20 protein-coding genes, 1 tRNA gene and 1 pseudogene are annotated in these 18,120 nt (G+C 59.3%); 10 read left to right on the top strand and 12 right to left on the bottom strand.

The window, feature by feature from the left end; genetic code table 11:
• The first annotated feature begins 84 nt into the window (after positions 1-84).
• The 4 genes and pseudogenes from egtB (at position 85) to ACZ1GU_RS09580 (ending at position 3,379) form a co-directional block, all read left to right on the top strand.
• On the top strand, positions 85-1,365 hold the full coding sequence (gene egtB / locus ACZ1GU_RS09595) for an ergothioneine biosynthesis protein EgtB (protein WP_472647782.1): 1,281 nt from the start codon (positions 85-87) through the stop codon (positions 1,363-1,365).
• Positions 1,365-2,352, top strand: a pseudogene (gene egtD, locus ACZ1GU_RS09590) (L-histidine N(alpha)-methyltransferase). The gene egtB and the pseudogene egtD overlap by 1 nt, the downstream one beginning before the upstream one ends.
• Before the next feature lie 44 nt (positions 2,353-2,396).
• Positions 2,397-2,939 (top strand): NAD(P)/FAD-dependent oxidoreductase, encoded by a 543-nt coding sequence (locus ACZ1GU_RS09585; protein ID WP_472647781.1) that lies wholly within the window; start codon positions 2,397-2,399, stop codon positions 2,937-2,939.
• Positions 2,867-3,379: an NAD(P)/FAD-dependent oxidoreductase gene (locus tag ACZ1GU_RS09580; protein ID WP_472648799.1), complete on the top strand. Its 513-nt coding sequence runs from the start codon at positions 2,867-2,869 to the stop codon at positions 3,377-3,379. Before ACZ1GU_RS09585 ends, ACZ1GU_RS09580 begins: the two co-directional genes overlap by 73 nt.
• Before the next feature lie 48 nt (positions 3,380-3,427).
• On the opposite strand, the gene ACZ1GU_RS09575 is transcribed toward ACZ1GU_RS09580, so the two are convergent.
• Both ACZ1GU_RS09575 and yghU read right to left on the bottom strand, forming a co-directional pair.
• Positions 3,428-3,502: transfer RNA gene (locus ACZ1GU_RS09575), tRNA-Gln, on the bottom strand.
• A gap of 97 nt (positions 3,503-3,599) precedes the next feature.
• Positions 3,600-4,454: a glutathione-dependent disulfide-bond oxidoreductase gene (gene yghU, locus ACZ1GU_RS09570; RefSeq protein ID WP_472647780.1), complete on the bottom strand. Its 855-nt coding sequence runs from the start codon at positions 4,452-4,454 to the stop codon at positions 3,600-3,602.
• A gap of 110 nt (positions 4,455-4,564) precedes the next feature.
• Here yghU and ACZ1GU_RS09565 point away from each other — a divergent pair, with 110 nt between their 5' ends.
• Together ACZ1GU_RS09565 and ACZ1GU_RS09560 are read left to right on the top strand one after the other, a co-directional pair.
• On the top strand, positions 4,565-5,575 hold the full coding sequence (locus tag ACZ1GU_RS09565; RefSeq protein ID WP_472647779.1) for a DNA topoisomerase IB: 1,011 nt from the start codon (positions 4,565-4,567) through the stop codon (positions 5,573-5,575).
• A gap of 57 nt (positions 5,576-5,632) precedes the next feature.
• Positions 5,633-7,705 (top strand): NAD(+) synthase, encoded by a 2,073-nt coding sequence (locus tag ACZ1GU_RS09560; RefSeq protein ID WP_472647778.1) that lies wholly within the window; start codon positions 5,633-5,635, stop codon positions 7,703-7,705.
• A 37-nt stretch (positions 7,706-7,742) separates the two neighbouring features.
• Here ACZ1GU_RS09560 and ACZ1GU_RS09555 read toward each other — a convergent pair whose 3' ends face one another.
• From ACZ1GU_RS09555 to ACZ1GU_RS09545, 3 genes are all read right to left on the bottom strand, one after another.
• Complete coding sequence (locus tag ACZ1GU_RS09555) at positions 7,743-8,129, bottom strand: DoxX family protein (RefSeq protein WP_472647777.1); 387 nt, start codon at positions 8,127-8,129, stop codon at positions 7,743-7,745.
• Positions 8,130-8,164: 35 nt separating this feature from the next.
• Positions 8,165-8,758, bottom strand: coding sequence for an FMN-dependent NADH-azoreductase (locus tag ACZ1GU_RS09550; protein WP_472647776.1), 594 nt, complete (start codon positions 8,756-8,758; stop codon positions 8,165-8,167).
• 79 nt (positions 8,759-8,837) lie between these two features.
• Complete coding sequence (locus tag ACZ1GU_RS09545; protein WP_472647775.1) at positions 8,838-9,539, bottom strand: pirin family protein; 702 nt, start codon at positions 9,537-9,539, stop codon at positions 8,838-8,840.
• A 114-nt stretch (positions 9,540-9,653) separates the two neighbouring features.
• Here ACZ1GU_RS09545 and ACZ1GU_RS09540 point away from each other — a divergent pair, with 114 nt between their 5' ends.
• Positions 9,654-10,559 (top strand): LysR family transcriptional regulator, encoded by a 906-nt coding sequence (locus tag ACZ1GU_RS09540; protein ID WP_472647774.1) that lies wholly within the window; start codon positions 9,654-9,656, stop codon positions 10,557-10,559.
• On the opposite strand, the gene ACZ1GU_RS09535 is transcribed toward ACZ1GU_RS09540, so the two are convergent.
• The 5 genes from ACZ1GU_RS09535 to ACZ1GU_RS09515 form a co-directional block, all read right to left on the bottom strand.
• A complete protein-coding gene (locus tag ACZ1GU_RS09535) occupies positions 10,556-10,939 on the bottom strand; it encodes a hypothetical protein (RefSeq protein ID WP_472647773.1) in 384 nt (127 codons plus the stop codon). The genes ACZ1GU_RS09540 and ACZ1GU_RS09535 overlap by 4 nt on opposite strands.
• Before the next feature lie 43 nt (positions 10,940-10,982).
• Complete coding sequence (locus ACZ1GU_RS09530) at positions 10,983-11,645, bottom strand: glutathione S-transferase (RefSeq protein WP_472647772.1); 663 nt, start codon at positions 11,643-11,645, stop codon at positions 10,983-10,985.
• Positions 11,642-12,673 carry an oxygen-dependent tRNA uridine(34) hydroxylase TrhO gene (gene trhO / locus ACZ1GU_RS09525; protein WP_472647771.1) on the bottom strand — a complete coding sequence of 344 codons (1,032 nt, stop codon included), beginning with the start codon at positions 12,671-12,673 and terminating at the stop codon, positions 11,642-11,644. The genes ACZ1GU_RS09530 and trhO overlap by 4 nt, the downstream gene beginning before the upstream one ends.
• 6 nt (positions 12,674-12,679) lie before the next feature.
• Positions 12,680-13,771 carry a branched-chain amino acid aminotransferase gene (locus tag ACZ1GU_RS09520; RefSeq protein WP_472647770.1) on the bottom strand — a complete coding sequence of 364 codons (1,092 nt, stop codon included), beginning with the start codon at positions 13,769-13,771 and terminating at the stop codon, positions 12,680-12,682.
• A gap of 670 nt (positions 13,772-14,441) precedes the next feature.
• Complete coding sequence (locus ACZ1GU_RS09515; RefSeq protein WP_472647769.1) at positions 14,442-15,005, bottom strand: hypothetical protein; 564 nt, start codon at positions 15,003-15,005, stop codon at positions 14,442-14,444.
• A 43-nt stretch (positions 15,006-15,048) separates the two neighbouring features.
• Here ACZ1GU_RS09515 and ACZ1GU_RS09510 point away from each other — a divergent pair, with 43 nt between their 5' ends.
• Positions 15,049-15,813: a TlyA family RNA methyltransferase gene (locus ACZ1GU_RS09510; protein WP_472647768.1), complete on the top strand. Its 765-nt coding sequence runs from the start codon at positions 15,049-15,051 to the stop codon at positions 15,811-15,813.
• A 111-nt stretch (positions 15,814-15,924) separates the two neighbouring features.
• On the opposite strand, the gene ACZ1GU_RS09505 is transcribed toward ACZ1GU_RS09510, so the two are convergent.
• Both ACZ1GU_RS09505 and ACZ1GU_RS09500 read right to left on the bottom strand, forming a co-directional pair.
• The gene (locus ACZ1GU_RS09505; protein ID WP_472647767.1) at positions 15,925-16,581 is read right to left on the bottom strand and encodes a DUF6969 family protein; all 657 of its coding nucleotides are present in this window, start codon (positions 16,579-16,581) and stop codon (positions 15,925-15,927) included.
• 74 nt (positions 16,582-16,655) lie between these two features.
• The gene (locus tag ACZ1GU_RS09500; RefSeq protein WP_472647766.1) at positions 16,656-16,934 is read right to left on the bottom strand and encodes a hypothetical protein; all 279 of its coding nucleotides are present in this window, start codon (positions 16,932-16,934) and stop codon (positions 16,656-16,658) included.
• Between the two features lie 303 nt (positions 16,935-17,237).
• On the opposite strand from ACZ1GU_RS09500, the gene ACZ1GU_RS09495 reads away from it, so the two are divergent.
• On the top strand, positions 17,238-17,786 hold the full coding sequence (locus tag ACZ1GU_RS09495; RefSeq protein ID WP_472647765.1) for a TspO/MBR family protein: 549 nt from the start codon (positions 17,238-17,240) through the stop codon (positions 17,784-17,786).
• Positions 17,787-17,855: 69 nt separating this feature from the next.
• Positions 17,856-18,107 carry an accessory factor UbiK family protein gene (locus tag ACZ1GU_RS09490; RefSeq protein ID WP_472647764.1) on the top strand — a complete coding sequence of 84 codons (252 nt, stop codon included), beginning with the start codon at positions 17,856-17,858 and terminating at the stop codon, positions 18,105-18,107.
• The last annotated feature ends 13 nt before the right edge of the window (positions 18,108-18,120 follow it).

Genomic DNA, 18,120 nt, shown 5'->3' with positions numbered 1-18,120 from the left:
TATCCCTTTCAATTGCAATCGCTTTCGGGCATGGCTGCTTGTGCGTGGGCCATTTCGAGCAACCCGCGCAGTTGGGAGACGCTGGTGCCACAAGCATCGCTTGAAGATCGAGGATCGCTCAACGCGGATGATCCCGCCTCGCTTTCAAAGCGTTACGAGACGACAAGGGCGCTGATGGAGGCGCTGGCAGAGCGGCTTTCCGATGCCGATGCGACGCTGCAATCGATGGAAGATGCTTCGCCCGCAAAATGGCACCTCGCGCACACAAACTGGTTTTGGGAAACGTTCCTGCTGCGCGACCATGCGCCCGATTATCGCCTCTTCAACGAGGAGTGGCCATTCCTCTTCAACTCCTACTACGAAGCAGAAGGTGAGCGGATTGCGCGCTTTTCTCGCGGGCTTTTGTCGCGACCAGAGCTTGATGAAATTCGCGAGTGGCGCGCGCATGTCGATCAAAAGATGGCGTCGCTGATCGACGATCCAGCGCATGCCAATCTGATCGCGCTCGGGATCGCACATGAGCAGCAGCATATCGAGTTGCTATTGACCGATATCAAGCATGCTCTGTTTCAAAACCCGCTCGGCCCGGCCATGTGGGACAGCGCACCCGAAGCCGCAATGTCTGCGGGCAACACAGAGCCCGGCTGGCATGAGCATCCCGGTGGCGTCGCGCTGATCGGGCATGTCGGAGAAGGTTTTGCCTTTGATAATGAAGGGCCGCGGCACCGCGTGCTTCTCGAGCCATTCGCGCTGGCCGAACGGCTCGTCACCAACCGCGAGTGGGGCGAATTTATCGCTGATGGCGGGTATGACACCGCGTCGCTTTGGCTGTCGGACGGCTGGGCATGGGTGCGCGGAGACGGGATCACCGCGCCGCTCTATTGGCGAGATGACGAGGCCTTCACCCATCAAGGCTGGCAGCCTCGCGATCCGGGCGCGCCGGTGACGCATATCTCCTATTATGAGGCGGATGCTTTCGCGAGCTGGGCGGGGCAAAGGCTCCCGACGGAGTTCGAGTGGGAAGCGATCGCGCGCGGCCAGGATGGAGAGCGAAGCACGCCCGCACACGACGCGAGCGCGGGCAACCAGTTGGACCGCGCCGCCGCTCCAGAGCAACATGGCGGCCTGTCGCTGTTCGGCGATTGCTGGCAGTTCACCCGCTCGGCTTACCTGCCATATCCGCGCTTTGAACCGGCGAGCGGTGCAGTCGGCGAGTATAATGGCAAATTTATGAGCGGACAGTTCGTGTTAAAGGGCGCGAGCTGCGCGACGGTGCGCGGCCATTCGCGCGCCTCCTACCGCAATTTCTTCTACCCGCATCAGCGCTGGCAGTTCACCGGAATGCGGCTCGCAAAGGATCTTTGATGACGACTAAGAAGGGCCTCGCCCTCGTTTCCCTCGATGACGAAGGCGTTGATATGGCGTTTCGCGCGGATGTGCTCGCGGGCCTGAAGCAGTCGCAAAAGGCGATCCCCGCGCGCTGGCTCTATGATGATGCCGGGTCGCAGTTGTTTGAAGACATCACGCAGCTGCCGGAATATTACCCGACCCGTGCGGAGACTGAGATCTTGCGCGGGCTCGCCGCCGAATTTGCGCAGATGATTGGTCCGGACCGGGCCGTAGTCGAATTTGGATCAGGCAGCTCTGTGAAAACGCCGCTCTTGCTGAGCGCCATTTCGCCCAAAGCCTATGTCCCACTCGACATCTCCGGCGATTTCCTGCGCGCTGCGGCGAAGGAGCTTTCAGCGAAGTTTCCCGGCCTGCCGGTATATCCGGTTGAGGCCGACTTCATGCGGCGGGTTGAATTGCCGGAAGAGGTCGCAGCGATGCCGAAGCTCGGCTTCTTTCCTGGTTCGACCATCGGCAACATGGTTGCTCGCACAGCGGTTGATCTGCTGCGCACCATGCGTGAGACTTTGGGCGAGGGCTCGCAACTGCTGATCGGTATGGACCTTATCAAGGATGAAGAAATCCTGGTCGCAGCCTACGATGATGCAGCGGGCGTTACGGCCAAATTCAATCTCAACCTGATGCGGCGGATCAACCGGGAGTTGGGCGGCGATATCCCGGTCGATCAACTTAGGCACGAAGCGCGCTGGAACGATGATTTCGCGCGGATTGAGATGCATCTCGTTGCGCAAAGCGATTTTGAATTCAGCGTTGCCGATCAAAGTTTTGCCATGAAACAAGGCGAAACGATCCACACCGAGAATAGCCATAAGTTTGATCGCCGCACGGCCAATATGTTGCTGCTCGCAAGCGGGTGGGAGCCGCGCGAGCGCTGGCTGGACGAGGCAGGACGTTTCTCGCTGATCCTGGCAGAGGCGGCACGAGCCAAAAAGCGCGCCGTAAACTCAGAATTGAAACCGACCGGAGCGCCGCGCGTTGGAGGCAGCATGGACGGTTCTAACATGCAGATCGCGATTATCGGCGCCGGAATGGCGGGGCTAGCCTGCGCAACGCGTCTTTCCGAAGCGGGACACGAAGTCGCGCTGTTCGACAAGGGTCGCGGGCCGGGCGGGCGGATGGCGGCTCGCCGCGCGGAGATCGCTGGCGAGACGGTTGGCTTCGATCACGGTGCGCAATACTTCACAGCACGCGATCCCGAATTCCGCAAGGCGGTCGAGGCGTGGCACGCATTCGGTGTGGTCGCTCCTTGGCCCGCTGCTGGCGAAGAGGCCTGGGTTGGGACACCGGGAATGAACGGGCCGATCCGCGCGATGGCGAGTGATCTTGATGTGAGCTGGGGCACGCGGATCGAGCGCATTCACCGCGACAGTGATCGCTGGAAGCTGGAGACAGATCACAAGAGTTTTGTCGCCGATGCCTTGGTTTGCGCTGTGCCGGCGGAGCAAGCGGTACCGTCTTGCTGGACGATGCCGCTCCTGATCTCGCCGCAGTGGCGCACAAGGTTACGTCACAGCCATGCTGGGCGGTGATGGCGGCTTTTGCCGAGCGCCTGGAGATCGAGGACGATGCTTTGCGAGCGCCTGACGCAGCGATCTCGTGGGCCGCGCGAAATTCTGCGAAGCCAGCTCGCGCAGGCGGCGAATGCTGGGTGTTGCACGCAAGTCCGGCGCGTTCGCGTGAAATACTCGACCTGCCGAAAGAAGAAGCGGCAGCAGTCTTGCTGGGCGATTTCTTCGAGCAGACCGGCGTGTCAAAGGTCATACCGATCCATCTCGCCGCGCATCGATGGCTGTACGCCATGCCAGGCAAGCCGGACAGCGAAGCTGCGAGATATGACGCATCACAGCGCATCGGTATTGCGGGGGACTACCTTCATAGCCCGCGCGTCGAAGGCGCGTTTCTATCCGGCTTGGCGCTCGCCGATGAGATTTTGGGAAATGCCTCAAACGCCCAAGCAGCGAAGCGGTAGCGTGAAAAGCGTGCGCTCAGGCAGCGACGCGGTAGCGTGAAGGAAAAGTGGCTGGGGTGGCAGGGATCGAACCTGCGAATGGCGATACCAAAAACCGCTGCCTTACCACTTGGCTACACCCCAGCAGAGCGCCGCTGTATAGCGGCCTTCGCGCAGATGTGAAGAGGGTGCGGGCGGGAAATTTCACCTATTTACACCCTCATTCTTATCCGCTGGGCAATTAGACCGCTTTGCCCTCAAAATCGGCGGCGGAATGGCGCTCCAGCAATTGTTCGTTTTCCTCGCCCCACGTCTTGTTGACGATGCGTCCGCGCTTCACGCCGGACCGGGAAGAGATTTCTTCGACCCAGCGCGCGACATTCTTGTATTCGTCGATCGACAGGAAGGTTTTGGCATCATTGTAGATATTGCCATTCACGAAGGGCGCAAGCCACGGGAAATTGGCGATATCGGCGATCGTGTATTCATCGCCTGCAAGGAAACGACTTTCGCCGAGGCGCTTGTCGGCGACGTCGAAAATCCGCTTTGTTTCCATCGCGTAGCGGTTGATCGGATATTCATATTTCTCCGGCGCATAGGCGTAGAAATGGCCAAATCCGCCACCGATGAACGGCCCGGTTCCGACCTGCCAGAACAACCAGCTCATGGTTTCAGCGCGGGCAGCGGGATCGGTTGGCAGGAACTCGCCGAATTTCTCGGCCAAATGCACCAGTATCGCTGCGGATTCGAACACGCGAATCGGAGTGTCGCCGCTCTTGTCTAGCAGGGCTGGGATCTTCGAGTTTGGGTTGATATCGACGAAGCCGCTGGTGAATTGGACGCCTTCGCCGATATTGATCGTATAGGCGTCGTATTCCGCGCCTGTGTGACCCAGCTCCAGCAGTTCTTCAAACATGATCGTTGCCTTCACGCCGTTTGGCGTCGCCAACGAATAGAGCTGAAACGGATTTTCGCCTTCGGGCAGTGCTTTGGTTTCGCGCGCGCCAGCAGTCGGCCTGTTGATGCTCGCAAACCGGCCACCATTTTCGGCGTCATAGGTCCATATGGCGGGCGGGGTATAAGTCGGATCGGCCATGAATAATTGCTCCTCTTGCGCGGGATATGCTGTGTTATTCGTGAGGTGGGGGATCGAAGTTACGAGCGCAAGCGGGAAACAAGCGACGCGGTGACGCGTTTGTGTTTGCGATGGAAAAGCTGATCTATGTCGATGACAGCCTGCCGGGCATTACGCGCAAGGGCGCGGGGCGCGGCTTTGCTTATTACACGCCTGCAGGTGAGTTGATCCGGGATCGCAAGGAGCGCGCGCGCCTCAACGCAGTCGCCTTGCCGCCAGCCTATCGCGATGCATGGTTCTGCCCCGCAGCGAATGGTCACATCCTCGCGACCGGATATGACGACAGGCGGCGCAAGCAATATCGCTATCACCCCGATTTTCGCACTTTGCGGGAGGCGGAAAAGTTTGATCGCTGCGCCGAATTCGGAAAGGGGCTCCCCCAAATCCGCAAACAGGTTGAGGCTGATATTGAAGGGGCGACGGCGACGCGCTCACGCGTGCTCGCTGCGGTTGTCCGGCTGCTCGACATGGGTTTCGTGCGCATCGGCAACGAGATCTACAAGAAGAAAAACCGGTCGTTTGGTGCCTCTACACTGCGGGATCGCCACGCGACGATAACGGGCAGCAAAATTGAGCTTTGCTACACCGGAAAAGGCGGGAAAGAGCGCAGCATCACACTTGAGGATGAAGCGCTTGCGCGTGCGGTCGAGGATGCCCGCGATGTGCCGGGGCATCACCTGTTCCAGTATTACGACGATCATGGGCAGCGCCAACCGATCGGCAGCAGCGACGTGAACGACTACCTTCGCGGCGTGATGGGCGAGCAGTTCTCGGCCAAGAGTTTCCGCACATGGCACGCGAGCGTGCTTGCTTTTTCCATGCTGGCGCAGGCGAGCGAACGACCCACCATCAGCATGGTACTTGATGAGGTTTCGGAGAAGCTGGGCAACACGCCGACAGTTGCGCGTAACAGCTATATCCACCCGGCTGTGATCGACATTCTCTCACGCGAAAACGGGTGGGATGAGTGGCGCGAAACCCTGCAAATGCCCCGCGCAACGCGCTATCTTACGCGCCATGAGCGCGGTCTTCTCTACCTGCTGGAGGAAAGCCCGGAAGCTGCTGAATTGCTCGCGGCCTAGGAAGTCAGCGAATTCCCCGCTAGAGGCTGCTTGAAGCAGAGGGAGCAATAGTCGGCTATGGGCCAAGAAACGCACCGATTTTATGACCTCCACACGCATGGGTTTGTGCGCGTGGCGACCGCCACGCCGTGCACCCGTCCGGCGGACGTCGCCTACAACACAGCAGGCGTGATCGCGGAGGCGAAGAAGGCGCACGAGCAATCGGTCGATCTGGTCGTCTACCCAGAGCTGTGCCTGTCTTCCTATGCGATTGATGATTTGCACCTTCAGCAGACAATGCTGGCGCGGGTCGAAGAAGCAATCGCTGAGGTGGTCGAAGCCTCAGACGATGTGTCGCCTGTGCTTGTGATCGGCGCGCCGCTCAAACGCGGCGACAAGATCTACAATTGCGCGGTCGTGATCGCGGGCGGCGAATTGCTTGGCGTGATCCCGAAGAGTTATCTGCCCAACTACCGCGAATTCTATGAGAAGCGCTATTTCGCGCATGGCCGCGATTGTCAGGATTTGTGGATCGGGGTGAACGGCGAAGAGGTGCCGTTCGGCACGGACCTGGTCTTTGCCGCTGGCAATCTCCCCGGCTTCACGTTCGGCGTCGAGATTTGCGAAGATTTCTGGGCGCCCAATCCGCCCGGCACCTTGGCGGCGCTCGCTGGCGCGCTGATCCTGTGCAATCTGTCTGCTTCACCGATCACGATTGGCCGCGCCGATGATCGCCATCTGCACTGCCGCAGTTCGTCTGCGCGCTCGATCTGCTCCTACGTCTATTCCGCCAGCGGCCACGGGGAGAGCACCACCGATCTCGCATGGGACGGACAGGGCGTCATTTACGAGCTGGGCGAGCTGATGGCCGAGAGCACACGCTTTGATCTCGAGCCGGAATTGTGCCTCGTCGATATCGACACGCAGCGCATCCAGTCAGAGCGGACGCGCAACCAGACCTTTGCCGATGCCGCAGAAGCGCATGACCGGCCAGAGGATCATTTCCGCCGCGTTGTGTTCGAGCATGCAGGGGCAGCGAATGGAGCGCCTCGCGATGTCGGCTTGATCCGCCCGATCCGGCGTTTCCCCTTCGTGCCCAACAACCAGCACACGCTGGATGAGGATTGCTACGAAGCGTTCAACATTCAGGTCGATGCCCTGATGCGCCGCATCACAGCGACCAAGGCAAAGAGCTTGATCATCGGCATTTCGGGCGGGCTCGATTCCACCCATGCGCTGATCGTTGCGGCCAAGGCCTGCGACCGCCTCGGCATACCGCGCACGGCGATCCGCGGTTACACCATGCCCGGCTTTGCAACGTCCGAGGATACCAAGTCCAATGCGTGGAAGCTGATGGAGGCGATGGAGATCACCGCGGAGGAGATCGATATCAAGCCAGCGGCAACGCGCATGCTTGAGGACATGAAGCATCCCTTTGCCGATGGTGAGCCTGTCTACGATGTGACATTCGAGAATGTGCAGGCGGGCCTGCGCACCGACTATCTCTTCCGACTGGCAGGGCAGCACAGCGGTTTTGTCGTCGGAACGGGCGATTTGTCAGAGCTGGCGCTCGGCTGGTGCACCTATGGCGTGGGCGACCATATGAGCCATTACGGCGTGAACGCTGGCGTGCCGAAGACGCTGATCCAGTACCTGATCCGCTGGACCATCGCGACGGAGCAGTTCCTGCCAGTGTGCAGCGAGGTGCTGGGCGCTATCCTCGACACGGAAATCTCGCCCGAGCTCGTCCCTGCAGGAGAGGACGGTGCGATTCAGAGCACGGAAGAACGCATCGGCCCGTATGAGCTTAACGACTTCTTCCTTCACCACACGATCCGGTATGGCCAGAAGCCATCGAAGATCGCGTTCCTCGCCTACCATGCGTGGCGCGATGCCAAAGCGGGCAAATGGCCCGCCGGTTTCCCAGAGACCCGCAAAAACGAATACGATCTTGGCGTGTTGACCAAGTGGCTAGAAGGATTTCTGCGCCGCTTTTTCGGCTTCTCGCAATTCAAGCGCAGCGCGCTGCCTAATGGGCCAAAGGTCAGCTCTATGGGTGCTCTTTCGCCACGCGGCGATTGGCGCGCGCCATCTGATGCGGTTGCCGATGTTTGGCTGGAAGAGCTCAAAGAAAACGTGCCGGAAAGCTGAACTCTCTTTCCGACACGTCCAATTGGGTCGCTAAGGTTTAGCCGCGATCGATTGAGAAGCGGCCCGGCCCAAAGGCAGCGACAGCAAACATGCCGCCTGCAATCGCAAGATTCTTCAGAAACGCTGTCATCTCGGTCTGCTGCGCAAAATCGTTGTGAAAGATCACAGCCGTCAGGAACGAGAAGATGCCGAGCGCACCGGCAGCATATCGCGCCTTGAAGCCTACTGCGAGCATCAGTCCGCCGATGATCTCAATCGCGACGGTCGCGTAATAGACCAGCTCCGGCATCGGCAGTCCGACCGAGCTGATATACCCGACGGTTCCTTCCATGCCGCCGATCTTGTTGACGCCAGCGAGGATAAAGAGGGCCGCCAGCAACAACCGGGCGACGAGGGCGAGAGTGTCTTGAGCTTGAGTGTTCATTTTGATTCTCCTGCAACAGGTGACGCTGTCAGCGATCAGCTGATCAGCTGATCCACTTTGGCTTCCGCATCAGCAATCTTCTGATCGGCGTTTTCGCCCATGATGCCATCAGCGGCGACGATTTCTTCGGTGGGGATACCGAGGAAACCGAGGAAATGCTCAAGCCATTTGGTCATGAGGTCGACTTCGCTGCCGACCGGAACGCCGCCGGATGACGCCGTGATATAAGCCTTCTTGCCTGTCAGCAGCCCTTCTGGGCCGTTCTCGGTGTATTTGAAGGTCGTACCGGCGCGCGCGACCAGGTCGGCCCATGCCTTAACGCTGGCGGGCACGCTGAAATTGTAGATCGGTACGCTCATCACGATCACGTCTGCGCCGCGCAGCTCTTCGATCAGTTCGTCGGCGATCTGCGCCAATTCGCTCTGTGCGGTGTTACGTTCTTCTGGCGCGGTGTTGTTCGCTTCAAAGCGCAGCGCATCGATCAGCGGAGGGTCGTTGGCTGCAAGATCACGCTCTACAATATCCATGCCGTGCTTGGCAGCGAGGCCTTTTGCGAGCTTGTCACCGAGTTTACGGCTGGTCGATGCGGCACCATTGATGCTGGCGGAAATGTGAAGGATGTTTGTCATAGGAATATCTTTCGTTTTGTAAGGGGTTCAATAGCTTAATGATGGAGCCAGCCGTTTGATCCGGCTGGCCCCGGAATTATCAGGCAGCGTCCACCATCACGATTTCGCTGTCTTCAAGAGCGGTGATGGTCACGCTGTCGCGCTGAGTTATCGCGACGCCGTCGCGCGCTTTGGCTTCAACCTCTTCCACCCGGACCTTGCCCGTGGCGGGCACGAGGTAGAGATGGCGCGAGGCGTCCGTGATGTCGTAAGTCACGCTTTCACCAGCTTTGATCGTGGCGCCCAAAACCCTGGCGTCGGTGCGGATGGGGAGGGCATCGTTGTCGTTCGAAGACCCGCTCGCCAAAGTCACGAACTTGCCTGCACGGTCACCCTTGGGGAACGGCGCAGCGCCCCAGCTCGGCTCACCGCCGCGCTCTTCGGGGATGATCCAGATTTGGAAGATTTGGGTGTCCTCGTCTTCGCGATTGTATTCCGAGTGCTGCACGCCAGTGCCTGCGCTCATCACCTGGACGTCGCCCGCTTCGGTGCGGCCTTCATTGCCCATGCTGTCGGTGTGAGTGATCGCACCTTTGCGGACATAGGTGATGATTTCCATGTCCTGGTGAGGGTGAGTTGGAAAGCCGGTGCCCGCTTCGATGGTGTCATCATTCCAGACGCGAAGGCTGCCCCAATTGACCCGCTCAGGATCGTGATAGCTGGCGAAGGAAAAGTGGTGATGCGCGTCGAGCCATCCGTGATTGGCGGAGCCGAGGCTTTCAAATGGACGAAGTTCAATCATGAAAAATCTCCTCATTCGTGTCTGTGTTGAGAAGGAGATAAGCGTGAACTGATTGACAGATAAGTGCGATAAAACTTGTCAAAATGTTCAGAATATCCGAACATATGGTCTGTCATGAGACTTGGCGAACCAACACTCGATCAGCTGCGCATTTTTATCGCGGTCGCAGAACGCGGCAGCTTCGGCGCGGCGGCGCGGGAAATGGGCCGCGCGGTTTCCGCGATCAGTTATGGCATCGCGCAACTGGAAGCTCAGTTGGCCGTGATTTTGTTCAACCGAGAGGGATCACGCAAACCGGTCCTCACTGAGGCGGGGGCGGGCTTGCTGGCAGAGGCGCGGGCCATCGCCGATGACACGGACGCGTTGCTCGCGAAGGCAAGAAGTCTTCATGCGGGGCTGGAAAGCTCGCTCGGCCTAGTGCTCGATGTGATGGTGCCGGGGGATGTGACGGCCAAAGTCTTGCGCGAATTCCGTACTATGTTTCCCACCGTCGCCCTTCGGCTTCAGGTGGAGGGATTGGGCGCGGTCGCAGCCTGCCTGATCGGTGAGGAAGCCGATCTCGCGATTGGCGGTCCGGTCATCGGCGACAATCCTGCATTCGAGCGGCAAGTCATCGGCGGTGTTGAACTGGTCCCGGTGGCCGCGCCTTCGCATCCGCTTGCCGGACCAGACATCCCGCCGGGAGAAAGCCGCAAGCATTTGCAATTGGTGCTGTCGGATCGCTCACCCATGACGGAGGGGCGCGAGTTTTCCGTGCTCAGCCCGCAGACGTGGCGCTTGGGGGATCTTGCGGCGAAACACGCGCTGCTGAAAGAGGGGCTGGGTTGGGGCAATATGCCCTCGCACATGATCGCTGCCGACGTAGCGGAAGGGCGGCTGGTCGAGCTCGACCTGCCTGAAAAGCCTGGCGATACTTATCCCTTAAGCGCGCTTTGGCGGCGCGATGCGCGCCCTGGACCCGCCGCAAGCTGGTTCATCGACAGGTTTCGCGAGCAATTGGCGAATTGCGCCGCCCGTTAAGCGGGCGCGCGCAGCCACGCCACGGCGTCGGCCTTGTCCTCAAAAACTTCGGTCATAACACCTTCGTTCAGGCGCTTGTATTGCATTGCAGCGAGCATAGAGTCTGACAGCAAGGCCGTGCGGTCCATACCCATCTTGGCGGATTCGCGCATTACAATGCCAATTCCCTCAGCGACTTCGCGTTTTTGCGTCACAAAGCCGGTCAGATCGCCAAACACGCGCATGGGCCTTTCGTCTCTGAAAAGCGGTTTGGCACTGCTCAGCAATTCGCGCGAAAAATCGGCGAGAACTTCCATGTCCCATAGGCCGCTCGCTGCAAAATGCACCTCGCGGCGCTCGGTATCGACCGAGACAGAGAAAGAGGGGGCAAGCGCCTTCATGCCGTCCCTATAGCGCAACCTGATTAAATAAAGATTATTGGGATCAGGCTGTTGCTGGCCCGAAGGCGATCGCTTCATCGCCCGCCTTCCACGGTGTGATTTTGGGCATGATTGCCTTGAACAAATCCGAGGAAAGATGCCCTTCGAGCCACGCTTGAAGATCGGGCAAATCCTGCGCATCGAACCAAGCACGATCAGTGTTGGCGAATTGACGGATGAACGGGAACAGCGCGATGTCGGCCAGCGATCGCTTGTCTCCGCACAGCTGTTTTTGCCCTGCGAGGCGTTCATCCAATTCTGTCAGGATCGCGAGACCTGCCATGCGATGATGCTCGCGGAATGCGCTTTCATCGCCTTTTGTCTCGTCGGGGTAACGCGTGGGGTATTTGTAGCGATCCAAATGGTGCTTGAATTCGCCATCATTACGCTCGATCAGCGGGAAATCATCCCCGCTCAGCCAGACCTCGGGATCGTTTTGATGAAGCGCCCAGCGCATGATCGCGATGCTTTCCTCAATCACCGATCCGTCGCGGAAGTCCAGCACCGGCACGGTCGCCTTGGGCGAAGCGTGGATCAATTCAGGCGGTTTGTTCGCGAGTTTCACCTCGCGCAATTCGACGGTGACGCCTGCGATCCAGAGCCCCATTCGCGCGCGCATCGCATAGGGACAGCGCCGAAAGGAATAGAGGATCGGGAGATCGCTCACGCGCGCTCTTGGTCCTCGTCGCCAAGCAATCCGCCCGGAAAGTTTTGCTCCCAAGAGCCATCGGGAAGCGTGCCATCGTCCGCGCGTCTCGAGCCTTCAACCGTCGCACCCACATGCGCTTCGCCGCGCTGTTTGGCGAGCTGCTGCTGCTTCTGTCGTTCGGCATAGCGCGCGCGCTGCGCCTCGTCGCGGGTGTCGATGCAATGCGGGCAGCTGATGCCCGGCGCGTATTCGGGCGAGGCCATTTCTTCTTCGCTTAACGGCATGCGGCAAGCAAAGCATTGGCCATAGGAACCGAGCTCGAGTCCGTGCTTCACCGCGACGCGCTGATCGAAGACGAAGCATTCGCCGTGCCACTTGCTGTCTTCCTCGGGCACGGTTTCGAGATATTTCAAGATGCCGCCTTTGAGGTGATAGACCTCGTCAATCCCCTCGGACCGCAGGAAGCTGGTCGACTTTTCGCAGCGAATGCCGCCGGTGCAATACATCGCGACCTTCTTCTTGCCCGATAGCAGATCTTCGCGGTGATTGCGGAACCACTTGGGGAAGTCGCGGAAGCTCGCGGTTTCAGGATCGACCGCGCCTTCAAACTGGCCGATGGCGACTTCATAATCGTTGCGTGTGTCGATCACGATGGTGTCGGGATCGCTGATCAGCGCATTCCAATCGTTGGGATCGACATAGCGCCCGACGCTCGCGCGCGGATCAATGCCCGGCTCGCCCATGGTGACGATTTCGCGCTTGAGCCGCACTTTCATGCGGTTGAACGGCATTTCGTCTGCGTGCGAGTATTTGACATCGAACTCAGCGCAGCCGGGCAGGGTGCGGATGTGATCGAGCACTGCCGCAATGCCTTCTGACGAACCGGCGATTGTGCCATTCACACCCTCTGGTGCGAGCAGGATCGTGCCGCGAATGCTGAACTCGTCGCAAACGGCCTGCAGAGGCGCTTGCAGGGCTGCGGGATCGTCAAACGGCGCGAAGTTATAGAGCGCTGCGACCTGGATTTCGGTTTTGGAGGTGCTCACGATTGCTTAGATCCGCTTCACCCAGCCATGCGTGTCGTCTACGCTGCCGCGCTGAATGCCGACCAATTTTGCGCGGATTTTGCTGGTCAGTTCGCCCGGTCCGCCATTGCCGATTACGAATTCGCCATCTGCGCTGCCGACCTTGCCGACCGGTGTCACAACAGCCGCTGTGCCGCAAGCCATCACTTCAACCAGATCGCCGCTTGCCGCATCGTCGCGCCATTGGTCGATGGAGTAGGGCTCTTCGCGCACGTCGCGACCTTCTTCGCGCAGCAATGTGATCAAGCTCTCTCGCGTGATGCCAGGCAGGATTGTGCCCGTGAGCGGCGGCGTGATCACGCGGCCATTGCGCATCACGAAGAACAGGTTCATTCCGCCCAGCTCTTCGACCCATTTCGTCTCGACCGCGTCTAGGAAAAGCACCTGGTCGTGTCCGCGCTTGAACGCCTCGCCAGTGGGCACAAGGCTCGCTGCGTAATTGCCGCCCGTTTTGGCAGCGCCGGTGCCGCCGGGGGCCGCGCGGGTGTATTCCGATTGCCAGATGCTGACCGCTGGCGCGCCTGACTTGAAGTAATTGCCAGCCGCGCTGAGGATCACGAGGAATTTGTATTGCTTGGCCGGGCGCACGCCTAGGAAGGCTTCGGTCGCGAACATGAAGGGGCGGATGTAGAGCGAGCCACCTTCAACGCCGGGAAACCAGTTCGCGTCTGCGGAGACGACTTGGCGAACCGCTTCGAGAAACAATGCTTCGGGCAGTTCCGGCATCGCCATGCGGCGCGCGCTGGCGTTGAAGCGGCGCGCGTTCTCTTCAGGACGGAACAGCGCCATCGAGCCGTCTGCCAGCCGGTAGGCCTTCATCCCTTCGAAGATTTCTTGCGCGTAGTGCAGGACGCTGGCTGCCGGGTCGAGCGCGATCGGCTCACGCGGGCCGATGCGTGCTGAATGCCAGCCGCCCCCCACTGAACCTTCAACGCCCTCGTCGTAATCGATAATTGCCATGTGGTCGGTAAAAACTGTGCCGAAACCGGGATCGGCAATCGCCGCTTCGCGTGCGGCGTCATTGGTGGGCGAGGGGTGAGGGATGGTCTCGAATTGCATGCGCGTGCGGATAAATCGGACTCACTGCAAGGGCAAGACTGATCAGGTCAATAAACCTTGGTCGCACACTTCGGGCAGGTCTTTAGCACCCATGGATAACAGACCATTCCTCGCATCGTAACCAATCCATGGCCACAGGATCGCGGCTGGAACGATATGATCAAGGCCAATCCAATAAGGAAACACCCAACTGTCATCGCCACATATTGCAATGGACCCGGCAGAAGTGCCCCAAAGATCGCGGTGACAACTCCAAGAATAAGCAGGACTGCCAGCCAAGGATAAAATCGCTTCAACATAGACAATTCGCTTTCTGATATGAAAAGGGCTGAACCTCGCCCGTAGGAGGTTCAGCCCTTTCATGGTCAGCGACTGGAAGTGCCGCTCACGTAGCCTTACTCGGCATCTGTTTCCGCGTGGGAAATTACCGAATATGCTCCGTAGGGATCTTCACCGACCTCGCTACTGAACCATGAGACATCGGATCACCTCCTTTCGCGCTATTAAGCCAAGACCCTGCCGTTTCACTGGGGGCCGAGTACTGCGTTCGCCGCTGAACTCAGTTGCCAATTTGAGTCGTTCGGGACGCGAAAACAAGTCTTGTAAAAAACTTATCCCACGTCAGAATGGTTTTTTGCGGCTTAGAGCAAATTGAGCCGGCTAAACCAACTCACCTACAATCTTCGATCACGCGTGTGACCTCGGCCCAGGCCGGAAGGTAGAGCGTCGGCAGGCCTGCCGTCTCGACCGCAAAACGCCCCTTGGTGATCGCCATCGCGTCGAGCAGTGGATCCGAGCTGCGCAGCCGAACTGCCACTAAGTCGCGCTGGCCCGGCACCGGTTCAGCCGTCATCGAGCGAGCAGTCGTTTCCGTCGTAATCCGCATCTGCGTCGAGCCGTTCGCTCCGCGCCTACCAAGCCAGACCTCGCGCGCGCTCACGCTGCAGCGGATAATAAACGGCGCTGCATTCTCCGTGCCGCGCTGCGCGAAGAAAGCGAGTGTCTCGTCCGGGTCCGCACCATAGCTCCAGGTGCCCTCGGTCTGAGGAGCATCGAGATAGTAGTCGACTTGCGGCGCGGCGATCGTTGCAACCGGTGTCGGCGTAGGTGTGGAAGCTGGTGCGACAACGACAGGTTGCGGCGTTGACGTCTCGGCCACCGGCGGCGTGGACGAGGGTACACATGCGCAAGCGGTGAGCATCAGAAGCGAAAGGGAGGCGGCTTTGCAGGTCATTGCTTTCATGCCGCTTCAATGCGCGCTAACGGCTTATGCGTCTATGGGAAATTCACCGAAATCCTCAGCAAAGCCGGCGAGGCGCCGCGTCGATCACCTGCTGGTCGAACTCGGCCTTGCCGAAAGCCGGACGCGAGCTCAGGCGCTGGTGATGGCGGGCGTGGTTTTCGTCGGCGAGCAGAAGGTCGATAAGCCGGGGCAGCAGATTGCCGAAGACGCCGCACTCGAAGTGCGCGGGCGCGATCATCCCTGGGTCAGCCGCGGCGGGATCAAGCTGGCGCATGCAATCGACCACTTCGATCTTGATCCGGCTGGTGTTGTTGCGATGGATGTTGGCTCGTCCACCGGAGGCTTCACCGATGTGCTCCTGAGCAAGGGCGCGGCGCATGTCTTTGCGGTGGATAGTGGGACCAATCAGCTCGCGTGGAAGCTGCGCCAGGACGAGCGCGTCACCGTGCATGAGCAGACAAGCGCGCGGGTGCTGACGCATGAGCATATCGACCAACCGGTGACGTGGGTGGTGTGCGATGCGAGTTTTATCAGTCTCGCCAAGGTGCTCGAGCGGCCCCTGCAACTCGCTGAATCTGAGTGCCAGCTCGTTGCGCTGATTAAACCGCAGTTTGAAGTTGCGCGCGATGAAGTTGGCAAGGGCGGAGTGGTGCGCGATCCTGTGCTGCATGAACGTGTTTGCGGCGAAGTGCGCGAATGGCTGGAAAGCGGCGGCTGGGGAGTGCAGGGCATCGTCGAAAGCCCGATCACCGGACCGCAAGGGAATGTCGAGTTTTTGGTGAGCGCTATCAGAAACTAGCTGGCTTAGTCGCGGAGCTTAGGCCGAAGGCCCGCAAGGGCGCACGCCCGCCCGTAGTGAGCGCGGAGCGAGGAAATTGCAGTCACGGATGTGACTGCGGAAAACAAAGAATCACTCCAAATCCAAACTGCTGATCTTCTCGTCCAGATCAATCGGGATGGAGCTCAGAACCTCAACGCCGCAATCTTTCTCATAACCCTTTTTGCCATGCTCCGCGACCAGCTCAGCCTGACGCTCGTCGCGTTGGCGCAGCAGCTCCGCGATCTCGTCACGATAAAGCGCGACCATCGCCGTCACCAAGCGATTGACCAGATCATCCTCTCGCGTCTTGTCGACATTGTAGAGCGGCAAGTGCCGGATCATCACATCGGCGGGGTAGAGAAATTCGTTGGTGACGAAGCGGTTTGTGGTGAACCAAGACATCGGGATGCCGTTTGTGTCGATCGACAGCGCCACCAGGTGAGTCACATGCGCCTTCGCATTCTCTCCTTCGGGAGGCATCACCGAAGGCTTTGTACCCGTGATCAGTTGATCGCGGTGCAGGAACAGGTGGAAATGGCCATGCTCGCCCGGATCGCGGTTGCCCGGCGCGTGGACATGATAATACCAGCGTGACTTGGTCTTGGCATCGCGCGCATCTTTGGGCGGATAGTGCTTCCAGAAATGCACGTCTTGCTCTGGTAGAACGCGCGTCATCAATGGACGCTGTTCGCCCGCCATCTGCGTGATGGTTTCGATGACGGTCTGAGCGGCTTCGATCGGAGTCATGATGCTGACTTAAGAAACAAAAAAGCCGACGGCAACCACGTTGCCATCGGCCTTTTTTGTCTTGCTAGGCTGAATTATTCAGCAGCGGCGCAACATGCAGCTGCACAGCAAGCGGCTGCACAGCAACCTTCAGCAGCACAACCAGCAGCTGCACAGCAGCCTTCAGCAGCACAAGCTACTTCTTCAGCAGCTTCACAAGCTGCACAAGCTACTTCTTCAGCGGCTTCACAAGCGCTCAAAGATGTCGCATCTGCATCGGTGCCTGCTTCGTCAGCTGGAGCCGAACATGCAGCGGTTGCGACCGAAAGGCCGCCTGCAACTGCCAGCATGGTGGCGAGTTTGGTCTTTTGCATTGAATATTCCCTCTAGGGTGGGGCGCTCCACTCCACTTTCCTTACCGCACAGCGCCCACGAATCACGGCAAGAATGTGGCGAGGCTATCAAAAGAAATCGTGCATGTCGCATGCTTTATGCGTTTTTTTGTGCGTTCATTGCGTGTGCGCCCTGTTCTCCCCGACGATCTGCCCTTCAAATAGGGTGATGCGATTGGCCTTAACTGCCGGTTTGTGTATCGCCGCGGCACTGACGTCTTAATGTCGAAATTGTGGCGGCGATGATCGGGAACCGATCGCAGCCAGTCAAAGTTGAGGGACTGAATGACTTTTCTGGCTTCCAAAGCGCAGCTGCGCGCGAGCTTCTTGCGCTGGGCACTTTTTCTGGTTCCTCTCACGGTCTTGCTCGGCTTTCTCGCCGGGCAATTGGGTGGGCCTGATACCGCATGGTTCCAGAACCTCACCAAGCCCAGCATTTTCCCGCCTCCGGCGGCATTCGGGATCGTGTGGACGATCCTCTACGTCATGATCGGGATATCGGTCGCACTGGTGGCGAGCGCATGGGGAGCAAGAGGGCGCGGTCTCGCTCTGGTCCTGTTCGCGATCCACTTTGCCTTGAACCTCGCATGGACGCCGACTTTCTTTGGCGGCCAGAATATCACGGGCGGCCTAATTGTGATCGGCCTCGTCGCGGTGACGCTGGTGATTGTCATCTGGGCGTTCTGGCGGGTGCGCCGGGCAGCGGGCCTGCTGCTGCTGCCTTATTTGGCATGGGTGCTGTTTGCGACGGCGCTTAACTATCAGTTTCTGGTCGAAAATCCCGATGGCGGCGATCAGTCTGATGCGGCTGCGGCGCAGCGGATCGAGTTGTAGGGCGGATGTGAAGCGCGGGAGGGCGCAATTTCACTTGCCCTCACTGCACCGGATCGCCACATAGCAACCATGCAAAGCGAAAACCCGATCATCGCCGACTTCGTCAAACTCGCAAACAGCGCCGCTGGCACCATGGCCGGCATGACGCGTGAGGCGCGTGAGAGCGCGCGTGAACGCATGCGTGAAGCGCTTGGCGGCGTCGATTTTGTCAGCCGCGAAGAGTTTGAAACGGTCAAGCTGATGGCGCAAAAAGCGCGCGAGCAAAACGAAGCGCTCGAAGCCCGCATCGCCGAGCTGGAAGCCAAGCTCTCCGGCAAGTAAGCAAGCGAGCAGC

It is taken from the genome of Erythrobacter sp. HA7-11 (genome assembly GCF_055693605.1).
The sequence above is the reverse complement of the archived record's forward strand: the minus strand, read 5'-3'. Positions and strand labels throughout refer to the sequence as shown.